The organism is Paenarthrobacter sp. C1, from assembly GCF_049315185.1.
Taxonomy (GTDB): domain Bacteria; phylum Actinomycetota; class Actinomycetes; order Actinomycetales; family Micrococcaceae; genus Arthrobacter; species Arthrobacter nicotinovorans.
Map to the genome: position 1 here is coordinate 4,160,754 of NZ_CP186052.1, position 16,587 is coordinate 4,177,340.

The 16,587-nt window shown below is 64.0% G+C and carries 15 protein-coding genes and 1 riboswitch; of the genes, 9 read left to right on the forward strand and 6 right to left on the reverse strand.

Annotated elements, in window-relative coordinates; genetic code table 11:
• Nucleotides 1-55 precede the first annotated feature (55 nt).
• Nucleotides 56-616 (forward strand): low molecular weight protein-tyrosine-phosphatase, encoded by a 561-nt coding sequence (locus ACNAOU_RS19460; protein ID WP_026267233.1) that lies wholly within the window; start codon nt 56-58, stop codon nt 614-616.
• On the forward strand, nt 613-2,649 hold the full coding sequence (pabB, locus tag ACNAOU_RS19465; RefSeq protein ID WP_422757539.1) for an aminodeoxychorismate synthase component I: 2,037 nt from the start codon (nt 613-615) through the stop codon (nt 2,647-2,649). The genes ACNAOU_RS19460 and pabB overlap by 4 nt, the downstream gene beginning before the upstream one ends.
• A 14-nt stretch (nt 2,650-2,663) precedes the next feature.
• On the opposite strand, the gene cls is transcribed toward pabB, so the two are convergent.
• Nucleotides 2,664-4,136: a cardiolipin synthase gene (gene cls, locus ACNAOU_RS19470; RefSeq protein ID WP_422757540.1), complete on the reverse strand. Its 1,473-nt coding sequence runs from the start codon at nt 4,134-4,136 to the stop codon at nt 2,664-2,666.
• An 87-nt stretch (nt 4,137-4,223) separates the two neighbouring features.
• On the opposite strand from cls, the gene ACNAOU_RS19475 reads away from it, so the two are divergent.
• Both ACNAOU_RS19475 and ACNAOU_RS19480 read left to right on the forward strand, forming a co-directional pair.
• Nucleotides 4,224-5,165, forward strand: a complete 942-nt coding sequence (locus tag ACNAOU_RS19475; RefSeq protein WP_018778205.1) for an aminodeoxychorismate lyase — start codon at nt 4,224-4,226, stop codon at nt 5,163-5,165.
• A 251-nt stretch (nt 5,166-5,416) separates the two neighbouring features.
• The gene (locus tag ACNAOU_RS19480) at nt 5,417-6,871 is read left to right on the forward strand and encodes an amino acid permease (RefSeq protein WP_422757541.1); all 1,455 of its coding nucleotides are present in this window, start codon (nt 5,417-5,419) and stop codon (nt 6,869-6,871) included.
• 146 nt (nt 6,872-7,017) lie between these two features.
• On the opposite strand, the gene ACNAOU_RS19485 is transcribed toward ACNAOU_RS19480, so the two are convergent.
• The 4 genes from ACNAOU_RS19485 to ACNAOU_RS19500 all read right to left on the reverse strand — a co-directional run bounded on the left by ACNAOU_RS19485 (nt 7,018) and on the right by ACNAOU_RS19500 (nt 11,519).
• Nucleotides 7,018-7,500 (reverse strand): carboxymuconolactone decarboxylase family protein, encoded by a 483-nt coding sequence (locus ACNAOU_RS19485; RefSeq protein ID WP_018778203.1) that lies wholly within the window; start codon nt 7,498-7,500, stop codon nt 7,018-7,020.
• A 79-nt stretch (nt 7,501-7,579) separates the two neighbouring features.
• The gene (locus ACNAOU_RS19490; protein ID WP_018778202.1) at nt 7,580-8,632 is read right to left on the reverse strand and encodes a PLP-dependent cysteine synthase family protein; all 1,053 of its coding nucleotides are present in this window, start codon (nt 8,630-8,632) and stop codon (nt 7,580-7,582) included.
• Nucleotides 8,629-10,191, reverse strand: coding sequence for an aromatic amino acid ammonia-lyase (locus ACNAOU_RS19495; RefSeq protein ID WP_422757542.1), 1,563 nt, complete (start codon nt 10,189-10,191; stop codon nt 8,629-8,631). Before ACNAOU_RS19495 ends, ACNAOU_RS19490 begins: the two co-directional genes overlap by 4 nt.
• Entirely contained in the window at nt 10,191-11,519 is a 1,329-nt protein-coding gene (locus tag ACNAOU_RS19500; RefSeq protein ID WP_422757543.1) for an NtaA/DmoA family FMN-dependent monooxygenase, read from the reverse strand. Before ACNAOU_RS19500 ends, ACNAOU_RS19495 begins: the two co-directional genes overlap by 1 nt.
• A 155-nt stretch (nt 11,520-11,674) precedes the next feature.
• Nucleotides 11,675-11,786, forward strand: a riboswitch (SAM riboswitch).
• A 13-nt stretch (nt 11,787-11,799) separates the two neighbouring features.
• Here ACNAOU_RS19500 and ACNAOU_RS19505 point away from each other — a divergent pair.
• The 4 genes from ACNAOU_RS19505 to ACNAOU_RS19520 are packed head-to-tail and all read left to right on the forward strand — an operon-like array spanning nt 11,800 to nt 14,307.
• Nucleotides 11,800-12,063 carry a DUF1737 domain-containing protein gene (locus tag ACNAOU_RS19505; RefSeq protein ID WP_210077578.1) on the forward strand — a complete coding sequence of 88 codons (264 nt, stop codon included), beginning with the start codon at nt 11,800-11,802 and terminating at the stop codon, nt 12,061-12,063.
• On the forward strand, nt 12,060-12,470 hold the full coding sequence (locus ACNAOU_RS19510) for a rhodanese-like domain-containing protein (RefSeq protein ID WP_039243084.1): 411 nt from the start codon (nt 12,060-12,062) through the stop codon (nt 12,468-12,470). Before ACNAOU_RS19505 ends, ACNAOU_RS19510 begins: the two co-directional genes overlap by 4 nt.
• Nucleotides 12,471-13,679 carry an O-succinylhomoserine sulfhydrylase gene (locus tag ACNAOU_RS19515; RefSeq protein WP_079581891.1) on the forward strand — a complete coding sequence of 403 codons (1,209 nt, stop codon included), beginning with the start codon at nt 12,471-12,473 and terminating at the stop codon, nt 13,677-13,679.
• A 10-nt stretch (nt 13,680-13,689) separates the two neighbouring features.
• Nucleotides 13,690-14,307 (forward strand): hypothetical protein, encoded by a 618-nt coding sequence (locus tag ACNAOU_RS19520; protein ID WP_210077576.1) that lies wholly within the window; start codon nt 13,690-13,692, stop codon nt 14,305-14,307.
• Here the strand turns inward: ACNAOU_RS19520 and ACNAOU_RS19525 are convergent.
• Nucleotides 14,304-15,506 (reverse strand): glutamate--cysteine ligase 2, encoded by a 1,203-nt coding sequence (locus ACNAOU_RS19525; protein WP_422757544.1) that lies wholly within the window; start codon nt 15,504-15,506, stop codon nt 14,304-14,306. The genes ACNAOU_RS19520 and ACNAOU_RS19525 overlap by 4 nt on opposite strands.
• Before the next feature lie 554 nt (nt 15,507-16,060).
• Between ACNAOU_RS19525 and ACNAOU_RS19530 the strand changes: the two genes are divergently transcribed.
• Complete coding sequence (locus tag ACNAOU_RS19530; protein ID WP_422757545.1) at nt 16,061-16,549, forward strand: endonuclease domain-containing protein; 489 nt, start codon at nt 16,061-16,063, stop codon at nt 16,547-16,549.
• Nucleotides 16,550-16,587 lie beyond the last annotated feature (38 nt).

The following is a 16,587-nucleotide window of genomic DNA, read 5'->3' on the forward strand; positions in this document are numbered from 1 at the left end:
TCACTTGTGAAGTTGCCCCTAGCCAAGAGGGGGTGCCATCAACCATGCTTGCTCCATGTACTCAACGACGAGCCCATACCGCATCATCACGGTCTGCACCGGAAACATCTGCCGCTCGCCCATGGCAGCGCTCATGCTGGCCGAAGCCTTCACTGCGGAAGGGCTCGGCAAGCTTGTAGTGGTGGATTCAGCGGGCACTACGGGCTACGAGGTCGGCCACCCCATCGACCCACGCGCCGCCCGCGTCCTGACAGCCCAGCACATCGCCTCCGAGGACCACGTGGCCCGGGAATGGCGGCACGAATGGTTCGCCGGGCGGGACCTGATCCTGGCCCTGGACGTCGACCACTTCGGCTGGCTCCAGGAAGGCGCCCCTGACCGCGCCTCACTGGAAAAGGTCCGCATGCTGCGAAGCTTCGACCCCCAAGTGGCCGACCGCAGCTCCCTGGACCTTGGTATCGAGGACCCCTGGTACGGCGGGCACACGGACTTCGACAACACCTGGACGCTCATCAAATCGGCTATCCCGGGAATCGTGGAACACGTCAAAGCAGCCATCGCCTCCGGAGACACCGAAGCAGGCCAGGAGCACCAGCAGGTAACCTCTATGACATGACCCCTGCACCCGTGATCATCGCTGTTGACGGCAGGTCCGGCGCAGGCAAAACCACACTGGCCGTCGAGCTGGCGGCCCGGCTTCGGCAACACCATAAAGTTTCGCTCTTCCACCTCGAGGACATCTATCCGGGGTGGAACGGCCTGCGTACCGGCGTCGAGCGTTACGTGGCCACCGTGCTCACCCCGCTCAGCCAGGGAACGGCCGCAGAATGGGTCAGCTGGGACTGGGAACGGCACTACGACGGCGGGCTGAACGTCACGCTGCCCGCGGAAATCGTCATCGTGGAGGGCGTGGGATCCGCCGCCGACGCCGCCCGTCCCATGCTGGACGCCGTGGTGTGGGTGGAAGCGCCGGGTGACGATCGCCGTCGTCGAGCCCTGACGCGCGACGGAAGCACCTACGAACCCTACTGGGACACCTGGGCTGCGCAGGAAGAAGAGTGGCTCTCGGACGACTCCGTCATCGCCGAAGCCGACATCCACGTCCAAAATCCCGCCAACGGCAGCGCGCCGGACCACGTTCTCCAGGCACTCATGTACCTGCCTGCGCTGGCAGCCATCCTCTCCCCCGAACTGAGCGCACGGCGCGGGCTGCAGTTGCGGTCCGAGCGCCTGGAGGCGACGCCGGACGCCGCACGCCTTTTCGAAACCCTCTACGGGCAGTCGCGGAACGCCGTGTGGCTCGACTCGTCCAACGCGGCCGCAGTGGCCGGCCGCTCCCAAGCCGCGGCCCGCAGCCGCTTCAGCATCCTGGCCGACGACGGCGGCACTTTCGGCCAGACGGTATCGCACCGTTCCGGGGTCACCACCGTCACGGCAGGGTCAGCCTCCGTGACCACATCCGGCCCCTTCTTCCGGTGGCTGGACTCGGTCTGGGGCAGACGGGCGGTCCGCGCGCCCCGCGGATACGACGGCCAATTCACGCTCGGCTGGCTTGGATACCTGGGGTACGAACTCAAGCGCGAAACCGGCGGCAACGATGTCCGTTCCGACACCCCGGACGCAGCACTCCTCTTCGCGGGCCGGGCCGTGGTCCTGGACCACCGCGAACAGACAGCATGGCTGCTGGCCCTGGACGCCCCCGACGCGGACCAGTGGCTGCGCGAGGCGCGGGCCGCCGTCGTCGGGTCTTCCGGTGCCGCTTCTCCAGGCGCGGATGCCGCCCCCACGGCAACCGTCCCCGAGTTCGTCAGCCGCGATTCCGCCACCGACTACAAACGCAAAATCGCCGACTCCCAGCACCAAATCGGCGAGGGCAACTCCTACGAAATCTGCCTGACCACCACGCTGGAAGCACCCGCGGGGAACTTCGACGCGTGGACCAGCTACCTTGCACTGCGACGCCGGAACCCGGCCCCGTTCGCCAGTTACCTGCGGTTCGGGGAGCTGGAGGTCGCCAGCACCTCACCTGAGCGGTTCCTGCGGATCCTGTCCGACGGCGGCATGCGCGCCGAGCCGATCAAGGGCACCCGGGGCCGGTCTGCCGACCCTGACGCGGACGCAGCCCTGCGGCAGGACCTTGAGACCTCTCTGAAGGACCGCGCCGAGAACATCATGATCGTGGACCTGCTCCGCAACGATCTCAGCCACTTCGCCATCCCCGGTTCGGTGACGGTGAGCAGGCTGTGCGCCATCGAAAGCTACGCGACCGTCCACCAGATGGTGAGCACCGTGGACGCACACCTGCGGCCAGGCGCTCCCCGGGCAGAAGCAGTAGCCGCCGCGTTCCCGGCAGGATCCATGACCGGGGCGCCCAAGATCAGCACCATGGACATCCTCGACCAACTCGAAGCAGGGCCGCGCGGCATCTACTCCGGCGCCATCGGCTACTTCTCCCTGAACGCCGCCACCGACCTCGCGGTGGTCATCCGCACCTTGGTGGCCAATCCCGACGGCGGCAGGGGGCGTAGTCTCACGCTCGGCGTGGGCGGCGCCATCACCTCGGATTCCGTGGCCGACGACGAGTACGAGGAAATAAGGACCAAGGCCTTCGGGGTGCTCTCAACCCTCGGCGCCGGCTTCCCCGACTGAATCCCCGGTGAGGACTACTGGAGCGTTGCCGTCAATCTGGCCACGTTATCCACATACTTGGCCAACGGGGGCCGGTCCATCCAGTCGTCCAGCATAAGCTCACGGGATACCTCGCGGTACGTGGATTCCACGGCCCGCATGAGGTTCACGGTCTCGGCGCCCAGCAGCATCACCGAGACCTCCATGTTGAGGGAGAAGGAGCGCATGTCCATGTTGCTGGAACCAAGAACCGCCACCTCGTCATCAATGGTGAAATGCTTGGCGTGGAGGACGTATGGCGCGCGGTAGAGATAGATGCGCACCCCTGCATTCAGCAGTGCCTCGTAGTAGGAGCGCTGGGCGTGGTGCACCAGGAACTGGTCGCCCTTCTCCGAGACGAACAACTCCACGTCCACCCCCCGCTGGGCGGCAGTGGTGATGGCGTACAGCAAGGAATCATCGGGGACGAAGTACGGGCTGCAGATTGAAATCCGGTGCTGCGCCGAGTAGATCAACGTGTTGAAGAGCCGCAGGTTGTTCTCTGTCGCGAACCCCGGGCCGCTGGGCACAACCTGTGCGGTGACCTGGCCGGGGGACGGCAACGCCGGCAGGCGCAGCTGGTCCTCCAGGGACTCGTCCGTTTCGCTGAGCCAGTCCGTCGCGAAGACCACGTTGAGGGTGGGGACGATCGGGCCTTCAAGCCTGGACATGAGCTCAACCCATTTGCGTCCCACCTTGTGGTGCTTGGGGTTGTTGTAGGACGGCTCAATGAGGTTCTGCGAACCGGTGAATGCCACCTGTCCGTCGATCACCATGATCTTGCGGTGGTTCCTCAAGTCCGGACGCCGCCATTGGCCGTGGATGGGCAGCAGGGGCAGCATGCGCTTCCACTGGATCTTGCCCGCTTTGAGCCTGCGGATCAGGCGGCGGTAGCCCTTGACGCGCAACGTTCCAATGTGGTCGAAGAGGAGCCGCACAGTGACGCCCCGCTCAGCCGCTTTCTCCAGCTCAGTCAGGAGCTCATCAGTCACGGAGTCACTGCTCATGATGTAGAACTCGGCGTTGATGTAATTCTTGGCGTCCCTGACGGCCTCGGCCATGGCCTTAATGGACTCGTGGTAGCCGGGGATCAGCTCCACCTTGTTGCCATCCACCATGGGCAGCGAGCCCAGCCTGTGGTTAAGCTCCCCGGCCGACTTCACCCACTCGGGTCCGGAGTAGACGCTCACCGGATCCGAAAGATCGGAGGTCACGGCACGGACGCGGCGGTTGACTTCTTCCTGCTGCTCCCGCCTGCGCTTGGAAAGTTTGAAATTGCCAAACAACAGGAACAGGACGAAGCCCACGGATGGGATGAGGAACACAGCCAAAAGCCATGCCATGGCCGTCGTGGGACGGCGATTGCCGGGAATGATACCCAGCAGGACGATCCGCATGATGACTTCCGCGATGGCCCACGCACCCAGCAACCAGGTCCACTCCTGGCCAAACGGAAAAGGAAAGAGCACCTGACAAACCCCCACGGTTCATGGACAACAGTGACCACAGCCTATCCGGCAAAGTCATCAGCGGTGGCCCCGCACTAAGCTGGGACCATGACTTCAGCAGCCCCCACGGTCCTCGTTTTCCTGGACCCCGCCTTCGAAAACGGCCGAATTGCCGATTCCAGCCAACCGCAGCTCATGGCCACGGACCTGGGAGCTACACGCGGAGATGGCGTGTTCGAATCACTCCTGGCTGTCCAGGGCCGGCCCCGGAAAGTCCAGGCACACCTGAACAGGCTGGCCGGTTCTGCAGCAGCTTTGGACCTGACGCTGCCCGATCAGGACGCCTGGCGGCGGGCCATCGAAACGGCCATCACGGAATTCCGCAGCACCCACCCTGCGCCCACGCCTGAGGAGGACGAGGTTGTGGTCAAACTCATCGTCACCCGCGGTGTTGAAGGTGCGGCGAGCCCCACATGCTGGGTACAGGCTTCGCCCTCACCTGCGGGCAGTCGCCGGCAGCGCGAGACGGGCATCGACGTCGTGCTTCTGGACCGCGGCTTCGACACCGAAGCCGGCGAGCGCGCACCATGGCTGTTGCTCGGTGCCAAAACACTTTCCTATGCCGTCAACATGGCCGCACTGCGCTACGCGCATAAGCAAGGCGCCGACGACGCGATCTTCACCTCGACCGACGGCCGCGTCCTGGAAGGGCCGACGTCCACCGTGCTGCTGGCGCACCTTGAAGAAGTGGACGACGGCGCTGGTTCCGTCAGGACTGTTCGCCGCCTGATTACACCGCAGCTGGACAGCGGCATCCTTCCGGGAACCTCGCAGGGTGCGCTGTTCGCGGCAGCCAAGGCCGCCGGCTGGGAACTTGGCTACGGTCCACTGGAGCCGCAAGACTTGTTCGACGCCGACGCCGTGTGGCTCATCTCGAGTATTCGCTTGATCGCTCCGGTGAACCACATCAACGGCAAGGAAGTCGGCACACCCGCCATCCGAAAGCAGCTCACAGCCGAGCTGAACGAATTGTTCGCGGGTATCGAATAGAGGTCCGCCCTGGGGCGTCTGCCAAGGATGCTCCGCTTGGAACCTAGCAGGTCGCAAGTAGAGTAATTGCTCGCATGACTCAATGATAAGGAACTCTTGGCCTCACCCATGAGCAAATTGTGCGTCCAATCGCATTTCTTATCCTCCTTGAAATGGTCATTCGTCATGTGATGAATCTTGTTCTCGTGTTAGTTGGATCACGTCCGACTGCCACTACTTCAGACTTTGCTGGCTAACTTCCCGGAGGGAATATGGGACTCAGCTCCCCCACAAAAGCCGAAGCATCGGCAACCGAGGCGCAGTCCGCAACTGCCGCCTCACCATCAGGACTCCGCCGGTCCATGGAGGCCCGGCACCTGGTCATGATCGCCATGGGCGGTGTCATCGGTTCAGGCCTCTTCGTCAGTTCCGGCTACACCATCGCCACCGCCGGCCCCCTGGGCGCGGTGCTTGCCTTCCTGATCGGCGCTGTCGTGGTGTATCTCGTGATGGCCTGCCTCGGGGAACTCGCTGTTGCGTTTCCCGTTTCGGGCGCATTCCACATCTATGCCGCCCGCACCATCGGACCCCCCACGGGCTTCGCCACGGCGTGGTTGTACTGGCTCTGCTGGGCTGTGGCCCTTGGTTCGGAATTCACCGCGGCCGGGCTGCTCATGCAACGGTGGTTCCCGGGCGTGGATGTCTGGATCTGGTGTTTCGTTTTCGCAACTGTCCTCTTCACCCTGAACGCCATTTCATCGCGCGTCTTTGGGGAATCGGAGTTCTGGTTCGCGCTCATCAAGGTCGCCGCCGTCGTCGGCCTCATCATCCTGGGCGGCGCCGCGCTTACCGGTTTCCACCCCCTTGCAACGGGCGACTACCCCACGTTTGGCGAGAACTTCAGCACCCCTGACGGGCTCTTCCCGAACGGCTTCACGGGAGTCTTTGTCACGTGCCTGGCCGTCTTCTATGCCTTCTCCGGTTCCGAACTGATCGGTGTTGCCGCTGGTGAGACCGCCAACCCCGGCGCGAACATCCCCAAGGCAATGCGTACCACGGTGATCCGCCTAATGATCTTCTTCGTTGGTGCCATCACGGTGATTGCGGCAACCATCCCGTACGAAAAAGTCAGCGTGGACGAGAGCCCGTTCGTTACCGTCTTCTCCATGCTCGGCATCCCGTACGCGGCGGACATCATGAACTTCGTGATCATCACGGCGTTGCTTTCGGCCGGAAACTGCGGCCTCTTCTCCTGTGCCCGCATGCTGTTCTCGCTGGCCGACGAAGGCCACGCACCCCAGGTCTTCAAGAAGCTCACCAAGCGCGGCATCCCGCTGGTTGCCCTCTGCGTGAGCATGCTCGGCGGTCTCGCCTCGCTGATCAGCAGCGTCGTTGCGCCGGCTACCGTTTACCTGGTGCTCGTTTCCGTGGCCGGCTTTGCGACGGTAGGTGTGTGGATGTCGATCGTGGCTTCACACTTCATCTACCGGAGGACGTTCGTGAGGAACGGTGGCGACGTCAACACTCTGCCGTACAAAGCGCCGCTGTTCCCGCTGGTGCCGATCCTCGCATTCGCCTTGTGCGTTGTGTCGTTGATCGGCATCGCGTTCGATCCCAACCAAGTGGCGGCCCTCCTGTTCGGAGTGCCCTTCGTGGGTGCCTGCTACGCGTTCTTCTACTTCAAGTACGGACGCCGCCGCTCGCTCAAAAAGGCCGTCAACTCCTAGCGCCGCGGATTCCTGACCCTGTTGGGATGCAGATCAGCCCTTGGACAACTTTTTCGGTTGCCCAGGGGCTGATCTGTTGTGGAAGGTCGACGGCGGACCTCACCCCGCCTGCGCACAATCACTCTCCGCGGCTGATGGCCTTGGGTCTACTTCTTGTTTGCCCGCACCGGGTGCTCGCTCAGAATTGACAGCCTGTTGAAAGCGTTGATTCCAATCGCCGCCATGCAGAGGACACTGATCTGTTCGTCACTGTAGTGCTGACGCGCCACGGCAAACAGTTCCGGGCTGGGACGGGAGGTACTCATGCGGGTAATCTGCTCCGCGATCTCCATGGCGACCACCTCGCTGGGTTCGAACAACTGCACTTCCTTGTACACAGCCACCAATGACAGGCGCTGCTCCGTCTCGCCGTACTTCAGTGCCCGACGGTGGTGGAGATCCAAACAGAACGCGCACCCGTTGATCTGCGAACACAGGTAATTGATCAGTTCGAGGGTCCGGCGCGGGATCCCCAGCCGGTCAGCTTCGTCAACGAGTTGCTGCGAATAGTGGCTGAGCGTCGCGTAGAGGTCCGGTTGCTGCTTATCGAGATAACCGGCCAGCCGCGGTTTTGTTTCCTGTTCAGGCATGTTTGGAGCTTAACGCACCGCGCTCGGAGAGCTTAAGTGAGCAAGCGTCACAGCCAAGCACGCGGGATGTGAGGGAGGGTCACTCCGGGGTGTCGGCGGCCAGGCGGATGCCGTTCTCGGCCAGCCATACGGGATTGAAGGCCTTGCTCAGGTAGTTGGTGCCGGCGTCGGGCGCTATGGCCACCACCACCGAACCGTGAGGCGCGGCGCGGGCCACGCGCACTGCTGCCGCGACAGCGAGACCGGACGACGGCCCCAGCGCAAGCCCTTCTTCGTCAAGAAGCCGATGGACCGTGCTGTAGACCTCGTCGTTGGGGATCCGGAGGAAGCGGTCAACGATGGAGCGGTCGAAGATCTTGGGCCACTCTGACTGCGGCCAGGAGTTGCCGACGCCGTCCACCAGGATTTCGCCGGGATGACCCCCGCTGTACGCGGATCCGTAGGGGTCTGCACCTACCACTTCAACGTGCCCGCCCGGCCTTGAGGCTGCCACCTGTTCCTTCAAGTACCGCCCGTTGCCGCTGATGGTCCCGCCCGTACCGATGCCGGCCACGAAATGCGTCACCAGCCCACCCGTCTGTTCCCAGATCTCCGGCCCCGTGGTCTCGTAATGTGCCAAAGGATTGGCCGGATTGTCGAACTGCATGGGCCGCCAGGCGCCGGGTGTTTCCGCGGTAATCCGGGCGGCCACGGCTCGCGCGTTCTCCGGAGACTCGGACGGCGCGTTCCAATCCGTCAGGATCACCCGCGCGCCATAGTTGTGCAGCGCAGCGAGTTTTTCCTCGGAAATGGTGTCGCCCGTGACCACCACCACCGGGTGGCCCGTGAGGTGCCCGATCAGCGCCAGCCCTATCCCGGTGTTGCCGGACGTGCTCTCCACAATGGTGGCCCCCGGCCTCAGCTCCCCCGAGCGCTCGGCCGCCCGCACCATACTTAGTGCCGTGCGGTCCTTGATGGAACCACCGGGGTTCTCGGACTCCAGCTTGACGTGGATGACACTGCCGAGCCCGCGGCTGAAATTCTCCAGCTTGACCAGCGGAGTGTTCCCCACCTTTTCCAGGACCGAGGCGTCGAGACCATCAAGACCCCCGGGCAGTGCATGCAACCCATGCTTACGGGTGGCCGTGCTCATGGCGTCGCCTCCTCTGTTTCAGTGAAAAGCTGATCCACGGCTTCGCGCAGCACCGTCCGCGAGCGCTCCACCAGGTCCGGCGCCGACGGCCGGTCCGCCAACACATCAGCAAGCCGGCCCGCCACCAGCCCGGTCCCGTTGCCGAGCGGCTGCGCAGCTTCGGCTTCCAGCAGGAGGTAGGAAGCCGTGGGGGACTCGATGGCCAGGAGCTTCTCCGCGGCCTCAATCGACTTCTCCAGCTGTTGCAAGGCCAGCGGAGCAAGCGTCGAGTGGTCCTCGATGTCGGCTGAGAGCGTTGGCGCGCCGAGGGTCGCCGGAGCCGCCAGGAATTTGAGTTCGGCCAACAGTCCGGCCGCGGAATACCAGAGCAGCCCGGGCAGCTCCTCCTGGATCAAGGCAGACGCCGCACCGGGCGCGGAGGACGCCGCTGCCAGGTGCCTCGCCCGGATGGCCCGCTGCGGTGGATACAGCTTGGCGATCCGCCGCTCGCTGGAGATCCCCACGTGCGCCAATCCCAACCGCAGGCTTTCGAAGGACAACGCCAGCTGCATGGGTTGGAAGTTCCCGCCGGACACCATCGTTCCCGACTCCACATCGACCAACGGGTTGTCTCCCCGGCCGTTCAGCTCCACTTCCAGGGCCGAACGCAACTGCGCCACCAAGAACCGGAACGCCCCGTGGGTCTGCGGTGCAGCCCGGAAGGACAACGCGTCCTGTACCGACACTTCCCTGCGGACATCCTCCAGCCAGCCACCGCTGAGAAGCCGTCGAACAGCTGCGGCCGAGTCCCGCTGGCCGTCAACCGCCTTGGCCCTCTGGATGGCCGGCGAAAAGGGACTGAGGTTTCCGCCGCCGTCGTACCTTGCGATCGCCTCCAGCGACAATGAAAGCGCGACGTCGGCGAGCCGGGCCAGGTGCTGCAGGCGCACCAAGGCGAGGGCTCCCGCGCCCACGGAGTAGGCATTGGCGCTCACCAGGGCCAAGGCCTCTCCGGCAGCAGGTTGCAGGGCTTGCAGGCCGGCGTCCGCGAGGGCTTTGGCGCCGGGCACCAGCATGCCGGAGGCATCGAACGCTTCCCCCTCGCCCAGGGCTACGGCAGCGACGGCGGCCAGCTGGGTCAGGTCGGAGGAACCCACGGACCCTTCGCGCGGGATGGCGGGGTAGACGCCGCGGTTGAGCAGTTCGGCGTAGAACCCTGCGGTCCCGACACGCACTCCGGAGCCGCCCCGGCTGAACCCGACAAGCCGGGCCAGGATCACTGCGCGCGCTGCGGCACGATCCAGATACGGGCCTACGCCGCTGTTGTGATACCTGATGACCTGCACCTGGTAGGCGAGGAGGGACTTCTCCTCCACAGCAGTGTCCCGGCCTGACCCTAGAAGGGTATTCAAACCGTAGATCCGTTGGCCGGAGGCGGCCGCCTCCTCCACGATGTCCCTTCCCCGTCCGATCAAATTCAACGCTTCTTGGTTGAGTTCCACGTGAAATGTCGGATCCGCAGCCGCTTCCGCCACAGCCAACGCGGAAACGGGGCCCGTCCCGATGGTGAAAATGCCCATTAGAAATCCAGCAGGTTTTGGCGGAATCCGCCGTTGCCGTAACTCTTCCTCAACAGGCCGCGGCGGCGGAGTTCCGGGGTCAGCTTGTCCAGCACACCGTGCACGGTCACCGGATCAACGAAGCCGGAGAACAGGAAGCCGTCGCCCCCTACGGCCGCGCCGGTCTCCTCCAGATAATCCGCAATTTCTCCCACCGTGCCGATGATCGAATCCCCGGCACCACCGCTGCGTGCCTGCAGGATTTCACGCAGAGTGGACCCGGGAGGGGCAGCCTTGGCGAAGTGCTCCAAGGTGCCCTGGTTGCTGTTGGTGCTCAACTCCGGAAGCGGGGCATCGAGGTCGAACTTTTTGAAGTCGATCACGGACAGGTAGGAGATGGAGTTGAGCTGGCTGTCGATGTCACGCTGCGTCAATTCCCGGCGCTGCGCCCGCAACTCCTCGGCCTCGGCTGTGGAACCCACCACGGTGGGCTTCAGCACGAAAAGCACCTTCACGTCGTCGGGATTCCGGCCGGCTTTCGCCGCCTCGGCCCGGATCGAATCCCGGTAGGCCTTCATATCGTCAACGCCGCGGGCGAGCGCAATTGCCACATCCGCGTGACCGCCGGCAAACGCTTTGCCCCGCGGAGAGGCGCCCGCTTGGACAAGCACGGGTTCCTCGGGCAACGGTGCCGTGTTCAACGGCCCACGGACCTTGAAGAAGTCCCCGTCGTGGTTGATCGGGTGCACTTTGGTATGGTCCGCAAACACCCCGGCTGAAACGTCCTCAAGTACAGCGTCGGCCTCCCAGCTACGCCAAAGCCGCCTGACGACGTCGACGAATTCCTCCGCTTTTTCGTACCGGAGGTCGTGTTCGATCTGCTGGTCCAAGCCGTAGTTCTGCGCGGCGAGATCGCTGCCCGAGGTGACCACATTCCATCCGAGCTGCCCCTCGGAGAAGTGCTGCAGGGTAGCGAGGAGCCGGGCCGCGGTGAAGGGCGGGTAGAAGGAAGCGCTGACCGTGGGAACGATCCCCAGGTGCTCCGTGGCGGAAAGCAAGTACGGGACCAACGCCAGAGGATCGTGTTTCGGCGCAAAGGAAGCATGGGCCAGCGAAACCTCGGCAGTACCGCCATAGGTGTCCGGGACGGTCAGGGAATCCTCGATGATGAACAGGTCCAGCCCGGACAGCTCGAACGCGCGCACGGCCTCCTGGTACAGGGCCGGTTTCTTCCAGTCGTACCCCAGGCTGTAGCCCGGAGTGCCCCAGCCCTGCACCCCGAAACCGTGCCCCACGAACCAACCAAAATGCAGCATGGGCTTGAGTGTAGAACTGCTCTGTCCGTTCACCGCGACCTGATTTCATACGAAGTTACAGGGGGTCGTACTGCGTCAATTATGCTCCCGGGACGTCTTAATTGGACCCGTACTCCAGTACCGCCCGGTTACGCAACATGACGACGGCCGCCGTGCGGGCCGTCGTCGTGAATGCTACGTTTTTCTTGAGTAATGAGAACCAGCGCAAAGCCCTGACTTGCTGGTCGGCAACCCTCTCTCCGGCGGGGTGCCTCAGGTGACTACTCGGCGTATCGACAACTCGAACTGCAAGCGTGACTGAGGAGCACCAGCAATGCCTGAACCCACTGAAGAAAAACTCTCTTACCGCCTGATAACAGGCCCGGATACCCGCGACTTTTGTGAGCGGATCACCAACGCCCTGACGGATGGGTACGTACTGCACGGCAGCCCCGCAGCCACGTTCAACGGAACCGACGTGATCGTCGCGCAGGCCGTTGTCCTGCCCGCCGCGATTGCCAGCGCCGATGCCGCAGTCGCCAACGCCGTTGATGAACTGGATACCGACGACGAAGAAGCATTCGAGGGCCACGCATGAGCTACGCAGGTGACCTGACCCCGCAGGACGCGTGGGCCAAGCTTGAACAGGGCGCCATCCTGGTGGACGTCCGCACCGAGGGCGAATGGGCCCACATCGGAATCCCCGACACGAAAGCCACCGAGAACGATCCCCTGTTCATCCAGTGGAACCTCGCCGGCGGCATCCCGAACTCCCGCTTCATCGAGGACCTGCAACAACAGGCACCCGAGGACGACGGCGTGGAGCTCGTCTTCATCTGCCGCTCCGGCCAGCGCTCCATCGCCGCCGCCATCGCCGCCACGCAGGCAGGATTCACCGCCTACAACGTCCTTGAAGGCTTTGAGGGCGAACCCGACCGTTACGGCGAACGCACCGTCAATGGTTGGAAGAACCGTGGCCTGCCAACGAATCTGGGGACCGAGTAAGTGACTTTCAATCCTGACGCCGCCGGCTGGAGCCCCGACACCCAGGCCGTTCGCGGTGGACTTGACCGTACCAACTTCCAGGAAACGGCCGAACCCGTCTTCCTGAACTCCGGCTTCGTTTACGAATCCGCCGCCGCGGCAGAACGCGCGTTCACCGGCGAGGACGAACGCTTCGTCTACTCCCGCTACGGCAACCCGTCCGTGGCCACCTTCCAGGAGCGGCTGCGCCTCCTCGAAGGTACCGAGGCTTGCTTCGCGACGGCGTCCGGCATGTCCGCCGTGTTCACCGCACTGGGTGCCCTGCTGGCTGCCGGGGACCGCGTGGTTGCTGCCCGTTCCCTCTTCGGCTCCTGCTTCGTGATCCTCAACGAGATCCTTCCGCGCTGGGGCGTGGAGACGGTGTTTGTGGACGGACCGGACCTTGACCAGTGGCGTGAGGCTCTCTCCGAGCCGACCACCGCCGTCTTCTTCGAGTCACCGTCCAACCCGATGCAGGAAATCGTGGACATCCAAGCCGTCAGCGAACTGGCGCATGCCGCTGGGGCGACTGTCGTCGTCGATAACGTCTTTGCCACTCCCCTGCTGCAGCGCTGTGGCGAGCTGGGCGCCGACGTGATTGTGTACTCAGGCACCAAGCACATCGACGGCCAGGGACGCGTCCTCGGTGGCGCGATCCTGGGCACCAAGGAGTTCATCGATGGACCGGTGAAGCAGCTCATGCGCCACACGGGGCCATCGCTTTCGGCTTTCAACGCCTGGGTGTTGACCAAGGGCCTGGAAACCATCGGGCTCCGAGTCAACCACAGCTCGGCATCGGCCCTGAAGATCGCGGAATGGTTGGAGCAGCAACCCGCCATCAGCTGGGTCAAGTACCCCTTGCTGAAGTCGCACCCGCAGTACGAGCTCGCCGCGAAGCAGATGAAAGCCGGAGGCACAGTGCTCACGTTCGAGCTCTCGCCGTCCGCTGGCCGCTCCGCGAAAGAAGCCGCGTTCGCGCTGCTTGATGGATTGCGTGTCATCGACATCTCCAACAACCTTGGTGACTCCAAGTCGTTGATCACCCACCCTGCCACCACCACCCACCGGGCCATGGGTCCGGAGGGCCGGGCGGCGATCGGGCTGTCCGATGGCGTGGTGCGCTTGTCGGTGGGGCTGGAGGACGTGGACGATCTCATCCTGGATCTGGAGAAGGCCCTCAAACAGGTCTAACCTTGCTGGCATGAGGCATCCATACCGCCGGGCGGGGGCTGTCATCGTTGCGGGATCGGTGGTGTGGTTGGCCGGGATTTCACCGGGATCCCGCGTGTACCTCATGCACGACCCCGCAGAGCGCCTGCGTTTGCTGCTTGCCAGCGAGCGCGGATGGGTGATCGGCCACCACGCGGCCGCTGCAGGAACCGCCGCAGTCCCGGTGGGCTTCATGGCGTTCTCGAAAGCACAACCGGCAGGGACCTCCAAAGCGTGGGCGTCCGCGGCAGCAACAGCGCTGCTCGCGGGCGCACCATTCTTCATCTACAGCTTGTCGCGGCGGGCCTCGGACCTTGAGCGTTTCGCTTATTTTCGGGGATCCAATGCACCGTTCCTCGCCTACTCATGGCTGCATGTGCTGGGCTTGGCTGCCTTGGGCGGCAGCCTGCTGAAGTCCCCCGCCAAACGATGGGCGGGGATGACGGCAGCAGGGATGGCCGTGGTTTCCGGGACCGTCCTGGCGACCACCAAGGACATCCCGCCCCTGGTTTTCTACCTCACCGAAGGAGCCGTCGGAGCGTACCTGATGGCGTGCCCGGAACCCGGGGACATCGGGGATAGCGAGAACATCCGAGACATCGAGGGCTAAGGCCGCCGCACTCTGGTCAGCAGCGGGACAGGGTCCTTGAACGCGCCCGGGTCCTTGAACGCGCCTGTCGCGGTGCCACGAACAGTCACCTTCGCAGCGTGCGAGACCACGGCGGCAAGGGCTTCGGAGCCGGGCGGGTTCCCGCCGTCACGATGCCTGGCGCTGTACCGTGCCGCTGAGTCCCGTTGTTCGAGCGCTCCGTTGCCGCGTCCCAGAATTTCGGCAATGCCCGCCTTGACCAGCGCCAATTCACCTTGGTCATCCAGTACCGGGCTGAGATAGTCAACCAACGCCCACACGACATCAGCGGCAGGCTGGGGCCGGAAATCGCCGAAGTCCAGGAGGTCTCCCCGCAAACCGGAATTACTGGCCCGCCAACCCGCCATCCGCAGCAGGGCGGTCGGCACCGGGGTGGGATCAACGCCGTCGAGCATTTCCAAGGAGGCCGTCTCCACCAAAGCCCGCACCAGCACCGCGATCAGCGCCGCGTCCTCTGCGCGGAGGCAGACGTCGGCGACCCGGACCTCTACGGTGGGCTGGTTCCTGGCGATCCGGGCATCGAAGTAGATCATCCCCTCATCCAGGACTACACCGGTATCAAGCAAGCGCTGCACCACGCGTCGATAAGCCGTGAGCGAGCCAAAAAGCGATGACGGCCCGGACGTGGGCCACCGGTTCCATGCCTGCGTGCGGTAGCTGTCGAACCCGGTCGGAAGCCCGCGCCAGTAGGGCGAATTGGCCGAGAGCGCGGTGAGTACCGCGAGTTTGTCCCGGATGTGGTCCAGCACCACCACGCCTTCCTCCGGGGACTCCACTGAAGTGTGAACGTGGAACCCGCACGTCAACTGCTCGGTGGCGATGATGCCGAAGTGGTCCAGCATCGCGGCGTACCGGGGATCCGGGGTGGTGTGCGTGTTCGAGGCCAATGGTGAAGTGGCGATCGCTGCAACCCTTGCACCGTGCCGCCGGGCAGCTTCATCGGCCATGGCGCGGCCCCGGCGAATCTGCTGCAGGAGTTCGGCATAGCTGTGACACGGCCGCGTTTGGGTTTCGATTTGCTCCAGCTTGAGCTCCTGGCTCAGTCCGGTCTCCGTGGCAGGTTCCTCGTAGCCGGCCAGAAGCGCGTCCGCGAGAGCCAAGGGCATGCCCGTCACCGGATCAACGATGAGCAGTTCTTCCTCGACCCCGAAAGTCCGCATGCTCCATTCTGCGTCACGGGTGGCCTTCAGAACACAGGGTGGGACTGGCAGTTTGGCCTGCGGCAAACAGATTCTGCTGGATCATCGCCCTTGGAAACGGAGAGGACCCGCGGATTAGCCGGCCAAGCAAGCTGGCCGGGGCCGATGATCCAGCAGATTTGTCCACATAGGCGAAGTTTCCGGGCTGGGGAGGGACCAGTCCGTGGCTGACTGAAGGCATGAACGCATTCGAATTCTTGTCGTCAGTAGGTGGAGTAGCCAAGGTAGGGCTGCTTAAGGCCCACGGGCACACCCCGGCGGACCTAAGGAAGCTCGAGGGGGCCTATCAACCGCGGCACGGCATATGGGCTCTGCCCTCCGCAGATACGGAGTTTGTCTCTGCCCTCGTAAACAACGGACTTCTGACATGCGCAAGCGCAGCTGTCCGCTATGGCCTCTGGCTTAAAGACAAACCGGGAAGACTGCATCTGGCAACCAAGCACAACAGAGGCCGGGGGTTTATCCGGCACGGAGGTCTCAGGCTGGGCTCGGAGTCCTACGTTCCAGTTGCCTCGGTGGAAGACACTGTCATTCACGCTCTCACGTGCCTGCCGGACGTTGACGCCATTGCCGTGGCCCAGTCCGCTATGAAAAACCGTGGAGTTCCCCGTGACGTCCTGGAGGGCGAGCTGCGGGCCAACTACTTCGGGAATGCGAGGAAACGACTGCGCCAGGCCGACGGTTTGTCTGAATCCGTCCCGGAGATCAGTGCCCGCCTGCTTTTTGAGGCGGCGGGACTCTCCTTTGAACGGCAGGTCCAAATCCCAGGAGTGGGCCGGGTGGACACCCTGATTGACGGCTGGCTGATTGTGGAGGTCAATGGCTATCAGTTCCACAGTTCACGGGAGGCCTGGAGAAAGGACATGGGCAGGTTGAACGCGGCGCAGGCAATGGGTTACCGCGTCCTGAGCTTCTCCCCCGAGCAAATCTGGAACTCGCCGGAGCTGGTCTTGGGCCAGATCCGGGCGTGCCTTGGGCTCGGAAGGCCGCGGGATGGGCGATGACAGAGTATTTGCTGGATCATCGCCCGAAGCAGCAGCCG

Bases quoted from the DNA above. Each gene is read 5' to 3' on its own strand.
- pabB (WP_422757539.1), top strand. From the start codon at position 613: ATGACCCCTGCACCCGTGATCATCGCTGTTGACGGCAGGTCCGGCGCA.
- ACNAOU_RS19505 (WP_210077578.1), top strand. From the start codon at position 11,800: ATGCCTGAACCCACTGAAGAAAAACTCTCTTACCGCCTGATAACAGGC.
- ACNAOU_RS19510 (WP_039243084.1), top strand. From the start codon at position 12,060: ATGAGCTACGCAGGTGACCTGACCCCGCAGGACGCGTGGGCCAAGCTT.
- ACNAOU_RS19475 (WP_018778205.1), top strand. From the start codon at position 4,224: ATGACTTCAGCAGCCCCCACGGTCCTCGTTTTCCTGGACCCCGCCTTC.
- ACNAOU_RS19525 (WP_422757544.1), bottom strand. From the start codon at position 15,506: ATGCGGACTTTCGGGGTCGAGGAAGAACTGCTCATCGTTGATCCGGTG.
- ACNAOU_RS19480 (WP_422757541.1), top strand. From the start codon at position 5,417: ATGGGACTCAGCTCCCCCACAAAAGCCGAAGCATCGGCAACCGAGGCG.
- ACNAOU_RS19485 (WP_018778203.1), bottom strand. From the start codon at position 7,500: ATGCCTGAACAGGAAACAAAACCGCGGCTGGCCGGTTATCTCGATAAG.
- ACNAOU_RS19460 (WP_026267233.1), top strand. From the start codon at position 56: ATGTACTCAACGACGAGCCCATACCGCATCATCACGGTCTGCACCGGA.
- ACNAOU_RS19495 (WP_422757542.1), bottom strand. From the start codon at position 10,191: ATGGGCATTTTCACCATCGGGACGGGCCCCGTTTCCGCGTTGGCTGTG.
- ACNAOU_RS19520 (WP_210077576.1), top strand. From the start codon at position 13,690: ATGAGGCATCCATACCGCCGGGCGGGGGCTGTCATCGTTGCGGGATCG.
- ACNAOU_RS19490 (WP_018778202.1), bottom strand. From the start codon at position 8,632: ATGAGCACGGCCACCCGTAAGCATGGGTTGCATGCACTGCCCGGGGGT.